This window comes from Polaromonas sp., assembly GCF_041689105.1.
In the GTDB taxonomy this organism is placed as follows: Bacteria; Pseudomonadota; Gammaproteobacteria; order Burkholderiales; family Burkholderiaceae_C; genus Polaromonas.
In genome coordinates this window covers 1-6,077 of record NZ_JBDNGU010000128.1, presented here as the reverse complement: position 1 = coordinate 6,077, position 6,077 = coordinate 1, and the positions used below count along the sequence as shown (strand labels likewise).

Sequence of the window (6,077 nt, the reverse complement as noted above, 5' to 3'; positions counted from 1 at the left end):
CACTGTTGCCCCAAGGCGACAAGCAGTTCGTCATCAAGCTGCTGCCAGGGGCCGAGGCGCAGAGCTGGACCACCCAGCGCGTGCCGGTACAGGTTGGCCTTCGCCAGCCCGGAAAAGCCGAGATTACCAGTGGCTTGCAGGCTGGGGACACGGTTGTCACCGCAGGCCAACAACGGATTACGCGCAATGGCACGTCGGTGCGCGTGGTGGATCTCAGCCAGCCGCGCACGCGGCCGGTCGATGGCGTTCCGGCCGCTCCGGCCGCTCCGGCCGCAGTTGTTGCAGCGCCAGACGCGAAGGCGGTGTCGGCCGCCGGTGGCAACCCTTGTCTGGCAGGAATCCGCGAGGCCGCGCCTGTGCCACCCGGCAACATGCCAGAGGCCGGGGCCCGGTCCGCGCGCAAACCGGCCTGACCCCGGGCCACCACAGACAGGACCTCCTGATGCAATTGGCAGAAATTTCGATACGCCGGCCGGTGTTTGCCACGGTGCTTTCCCTGCTGATTGTGCTGGTAGGCGCGGTCAGCTTCCAGCGCTTGAGTGTGCGCGAGTACCCGAAGATCGATGAGCCGGTAGTGACTGTGAGCGTGCGTTACCCGGGTGCATCGGCCGAGGTGATCGAATCACAGGTCACCAAGCCGCTCGAAGACTCCATTGCCGGCATTGACGCTGTCGATGTGCTGACCTCGATCAGCCGCGCCGACCAGAGCCAGATATCGGTGCGTTTTCGGCTGGAAAAAGACGCCGATGCCGCAGCTGCGGAGGTGCGCGACCGGACCGCGCGCGTGCGCAACAAGTTGCCGCAGTCGATTGAGGAGCCGGTGATTGCCAAGGTCGAGGCCGACGCCTTCCCCGTGATCTGGCTGGCCTTTACCAGCGACAGCCTGAGCCGGCTGCAGATCAACGACCTGGTCAACCGCATCGTCAAGCCGCGCCTCCAGACTGTCACGGGGGTGGCCGATGTGCGCATTTTCGGCGAGCGCAAGTACGCCATGCGCGTCTGGCTCGACACCGAAAAATTGGCGGCTTATCGCCTGACGACTCAGGATGTGGAAGACGCCATACGCCGCAGCAACCTGGAAGTACCGGCGGGGCGCGTCGAATCCCAGCAACGCGAATTCAGCGTCACTTCGGAAACTGGCCTGGTGCGTCCCGCTCAGTTTGGCGAGGTGGTGATCAGAAGCGTCAATGGTTTCCCGGTCAAGGTGCGTGACGTGGCCCGCATCGAGGAGGGCGCCGCCGACGAGCGCAGCGGCGTGCGGCTGAACGGCCGTTCTGCGATCGGGGCTGGCGTGATCCGGCAGGCGACGGCCAATCCACTGGATTTGTCCAAGGGGGTGCGCGACATGATCCCCCAGCTCAAGGCCGATTTGCCGCCCGAGGTCAACGTCGACATCGCGAACGACAACTCGGTCTTCATTGATCGTTCTGTCAGGAACGTCTACACCACCATCGCGGAGGCGGTAGCGCTGGTGGCACTGGTGATTTTTGTATTTTTGCGAACCTTCCGCGCGTCCATCATCCCGATCATCACCATTCCGGTCAGCCTGGTCGGCACCTTCGCACTGATGGCGCTGGCGGGCTTCACCATCAACACGCTGACCTTGCTCGCCCTGGTGCTGGCCATCGGCCTGGTGGTGGACGACGCCATCGTGATGCTGGAGAACATCTTCCGGCACATCGAGGAGGGGCTCGATCCGTTTTCGGCGGCCGTCAAGGGGGCCAGGGAAATCGGTTTTGCCGTGATCACCATGACGGCGACGCTGGTGGCGGTGTATGCCCCGCTGGCCTTCACGCCGGGGCGCACGGGTCGGCTGTTTGTCGAGTTTGCGCTGGCGCTCGCTGGTGCCGTGGTGGTGTCGGGTTTTGTGGCTCTGACGCTGACGCCCATGATGTGCGCCAAGCTGCTCAAGCACAATCCAAAGCCGAACGCGTTTGACCGCGGCATCGAGCGGTTTCTCAATGCGGTGTCCGACAGGTATGGCCGCCTGCTGCGCTGGATACTCACGGCGCGTTACCAGGCGGGCTCCGTCGGCGCTTCCAGGCGTCTCGGAGGGTTCCTGTTGCAAGCGCGCTGGATCGTGGTGGGCACCATGCTTGTCAGTGCGCTGGCCATACTGCTGATCTTTCCGACCATGAAGCAGGAGCTTTCGCCGCTGGAAGACCGAGGCACGATTCTGGCGACGGTCAATGCACCTGATGGCGCCACGCTGGACTACACCAACCGCTACGCGCAGGCGCTTGAAAAAATGGGGCAGTCCTACCCGGAGTTCGACCGGATTTTTGCGAGCATTGGCAATCCCACCGTGTCGCAAGCCAGTGTTATCTATCGCACGGTGGATTGGGATGACCGGTCACGCAGTACGCTGGACATGGCGCGCGAACTGCAGCCCAAGTTCGCCAGTCTGCCCGGTGTGACGGCTTTTCCCATCACACCGCCCTCGCTGGGGCAGGGCTTTCGCGAGCGCCCGCTCAATTTTGTGATTCAGACCTCGGACAGCTACGAAAATCTCAATCGGGTGGTCGAGCAGATGCTCGCCGAGATTGCAAAAAATCCTGGCATCCAGTCGCCGGTTTCAGACCTCCGCCTGAACAAGCCCGAGCTACGCATTAATGTCAACCGTGAAAAGGCCGCGGATCTCGGTGTCAGCGTGGAGGTGGTGGCCAGGGCGATTGAAACCATGCTGGGCGGACGCAACGTGACGCGCTACAAACGTGACGCCGAGCAGTACGACGTGATCGTGCAAACCCAGGCCAGCGGGCGCAGAACACCAGAGGACATCGAGGGCATTTATGTGCGCGGCCGCAGCGATGCGATGATCCCGCTGTCAAGTCTGGTCACGGTACGTGAAACCGTTTCTCCGCGCGAGCTCAATCACTTTGGCCAGCGCCGTGCTGCCTCCATCACCGCCAATCTGGCTCCGGACTATTCCCTCGGCCAGGCGCTGACGTTCATGAACCAGACGGCGGCCAAGGTGCTCAAGCCTGGCTACAGCACCGACCTCAACGGCACCTCACGAGAGTTCAAGAACTCCCAGGGGGCGCTGGCCATTGTGTTTGTGCTGGCGCTGGTGTTTATTTTTCTGGTGCTGGCCGCGCAGTTTGAAAGTTTTGTCGATCCACTGGTGATCATGCTGTCGGTGCCGCTGTCCATGATAGGCGCGCTGCTGGCCCTCAAGTTGTCGGGCGGCTCGCTCAATGTCTATTCGCAGATCGGCCTGATCACGCTGGTCGGGTTGATCACCAAGCACGGTATTTTGATTGTCGAGTTCACCAACCAGCTGCGCCGGCAGGGCATGGACATGCTGGAGGCACTGATCAAGGCCTCTTCGCAGCGGCTGCGCCCGATCCTGATGACCACCGGAGCCATGGTTCTTGGCGCCTTGCCGCTGGCATTGGCCACAGGCGCGGGCGCAGAAAGCCGCATCCAGATCGGCTGGGTGATTGTGGGCGGCATGTCTCTGGGCACCTTGCTCACCGTGTTTGTGGTGCCCACGATGTACGCGCTGTTTGCCCGCAAGGCCATCCCTGGCGCTAACAAGACGCAAGCCAAAGAAGAGCCAGAAGCTCACCACGGCGAGCCGGAACTGATCGGCAAATAAAAGCCCTACGTCCCAGCAATTGATGCAGCGGGGGGAATGGCTCCCAAATACCAGCCGGGGCCGCGGGTCCGGCTCCGCCGGCCCGCAGGCGCAGCGCCCCCTCGGGGGGCAGCGAGCTACACGCAGTGAGCGAGTGTGGGGGCCTTATATCGTGCCGTCGAACATCATCACATCGACGTCCTCGCCCGGCGCGATGTTTCCCTGGCCATGGTGCAGAACAATCAGGCCGTTGGCTTCGGCCATGGAGCTAAGCACGCCCGAGCCCTGGTTGCCGGTGGCTTTGACCTGGAGCGAACCGTCGGCTGCGGTGCTGACGGTGCCGCGCTGGTACTCGGTGCGGCCGGCCTTTTTGCGGATGGCCTCCTGGCTGCGCGCCTTCAGCAAGGGCGGGGCGGGCGCCGTGCTACCCATCATCTGCAGCAGCGCCGGGCGCACAAACGCAAGGAACGTCACCATCACCGCGACCGGGTTGCCGGGCAGTCCGAAGAGAATGGCCCCCACGCTCCCCACTCCGTGTGGTTTGCTGCCCCCCGGGGGGGCTGTTTCGCCTTGGGGCGGCCCGGCGGCGAAACGGCTTCCGCCACTCGAAGTGCTATCAATTTGGGAGCTTGTCGCGGCCGCAGATAAGGGGCTTGAGGTCGATTTGTCTTGAAGAATCCGGCCCACGGCCATGGGTCGGCCAGGGCGCATCGCGACTTTCCAGAACGCCACATCGCCGAGTTTTTTCATCATGGCCTTGGTGTAGTCGGCTTCGCCCACGCTGACGCCGCCCGAGGTGATGATGGCGTCGGCCCGTGCCGCTGCATCCATGAAGGCCGCCTCCAGCAATGCCGGGTCGTCGCGCACCACACCCATGTCGATCACTTCGCAGCCCAGGCGCCGCAACATGCCAAACACGGTGTAGCGGTTGCTGTCGTACACCGCACCTTCACGCGGTGCCTCGCCCAGCGAGAGGATCTCGTCGCCCGTAGAAAAGTAGGCGACGCGCAGCGGCCGCCAGGTGCTGACGGTTTTCAGGCCCAAAGAGGCCGCCAGCCCAAGCCGGGCGGGCGTGAGCAGCTCCCCCTTTAATAGCGCCGCGCGGCCTTGCATCAGGTCTTCGCCGCGCAGCCGCCGGTTGTCGCCGGGCTGCAGAAGTTTTGGGGGGATGCTGATGGTGTCTGCGCTGGCGCTGACAAACTCCTGCGGCACCACGGTGTCCAGCCCCGCCGGCATGATGGCGCCCGTCATGATCTTCACGCATTGCCCGGGCACCACGCTGCCTTGCCAGGCTTTGCCGGCCAGCGCCGTGCCGGCAACTTTCAGGCTCAGGGCTTCGCCAGTGCCGAGCTGCGCGCCGTCGAAGGCGTAGCCGTCCATGGCCGAGTTGTCGTGCGGCGGTACGTCGAATGGCGACACCACGTCCGCCGCCAGCACACGGCCCAGCGCGTCGAACAGGGCAAGCTCGACGGTATCGCGCACCGGCTCCACCAGCCGCGACAGAAAGCGCGATACGTCCGCAGCGCTCAGGGCCTGCGGGTCGTAACCCTGCAGTCCGGCAGCGATCTCTGCAATGGTTTTTACGGCCCGCACGGTCACGGCTTCACGGCCTCAGCGCTTCGAGCTGGTGCAACTCGGCAAGGGTGTTGGCGTTGAAAAAGGCGCGCGGGTCGTCACCCGGCAGGTTGAACGGCACCAGGACGGTCTTGTGCTGCGCGGTCCAGGCGTCGATCTTGCGCCCGCCGCCGGTGGTGAACACGGCCAGGCTTTCGAGCAAACTCGCGCGCATCAGGCAGAACACCGGCTGTGCGCGCAACTGGCCATCTTCCTCGGGCGCGGCGACCATGGCAAAGTCGGCGTTGTCGCGCGCCAGCGCTTCGGCCAGCCGCGGCACCATGTCCTCGCTGAACAGCGGGCTGTCGCAGGGCACCGTCATCATGTAAGGCGTTTCGCAGCGCTCCAGCCCGGTGATGAAGCCAGCCAGCGGCCCCGAAAAGTCGCCCATGCCGCCGGCATCGGGCCAGACCGGCACGCCAAACGACTCGTAGGCCGCCATGTTGCGGTTGGCGTTGATCATGACTTCGCCGACCTGCGGCGACAGACGCAGCAAGGTATGCAGGGCCAGCGGCACGCCGTTGAAGTTCTGCAGGCCCTTGTCAGCCCCGCCCATGCGCGAGCCGCGCCCGCCCGCGAGGATAACGCCAGTGATTTCCGCGCCGTCTATCGTATCAATCATGTATTTCCAATCTTCTTGGCGAATGCCGTGGCGCGTGTGGACATGCCCCACCAGCCGGGGTTGCGGAACCGGCTCTGCCGGGCCGCAGGCGCAGCGCCCCCTCGGGGGGCAGCGCAGTAAGCGAAGCGACAAGCGTGGGGGCCATGCGATTTCCCGCCGGGCCGCCCCAAGGGAAATCAGCCCCCTCGGGGGGCAGCGCAGTACGCGAAGCGACAAGCGTGGGGGCCATGCGATTTCCCGCCGGGCCGCCCCAAGGGAAAT

The 6,077-nt window shown here is 64.4% G+C and carries 3 protein-coding genes and 1 pseudogene; 2 read left to right on the top strand and 2 right to left on the bottom strand.

What is annotated here, in order from left to right:
* A pseudogene (locus ACESMT_RS13840) lies at positions 1–413 on the top strand (efflux transporter periplasmic adaptor subunit); the annotation flags it as partial.
* Positions 414–442: 29 nt separating this feature from the next.
* Positions 443–3,601, top strand: coding sequence for an efflux RND transporter permease subunit (locus tag ACESMT_RS13835; protein WP_372827177.1), 3,159 nt, complete (start codon positions 443–445; stop codon positions 3,599–3,601).
* A 144-nt stretch (positions 3,602–3,745) separates the two neighbouring features.
* Here ACESMT_RS13835 and ACESMT_RS13830 read toward each other — a convergent pair whose 3' ends face one another.
* A complete protein-coding gene (locus ACESMT_RS13830; RefSeq protein WP_372827176.1) occupies positions 3,746–5,173 on the bottom strand; it encodes a molybdopterin molybdotransferase MoeA in 1,428 nt (475 codons plus the stop codon).
* A 10-nt stretch (positions 5,174–5,183) separates the two neighbouring features.
* Positions 5,184–5,816 (bottom strand): molybdenum cofactor guanylyltransferase MobA, encoded by a 633-nt coding sequence (gene mobA / locus ACESMT_RS13825; protein ID WP_372827175.1) that lies wholly within the window; start codon positions 5,814–5,816, stop codon positions 5,184–5,186.
* Between the last annotated feature and the right edge of the window lie 261 nt (positions 5,817–6,077).

Coding starts and splice junctions, on each gene's coding strand:
- ACESMT_RS13835 (WP_372827177.1), top strand. CDS start 443: ATGCAATTGGCAGAAATTTCGATACGCCGGCCGGTGTTTGCCACGGTG.
- mobA (WP_372827175.1), bottom strand. CDS start 5,816: ATGATTGATACGATAGACGGCGCGGAAATCACTGGCGTTATCCTCGCG.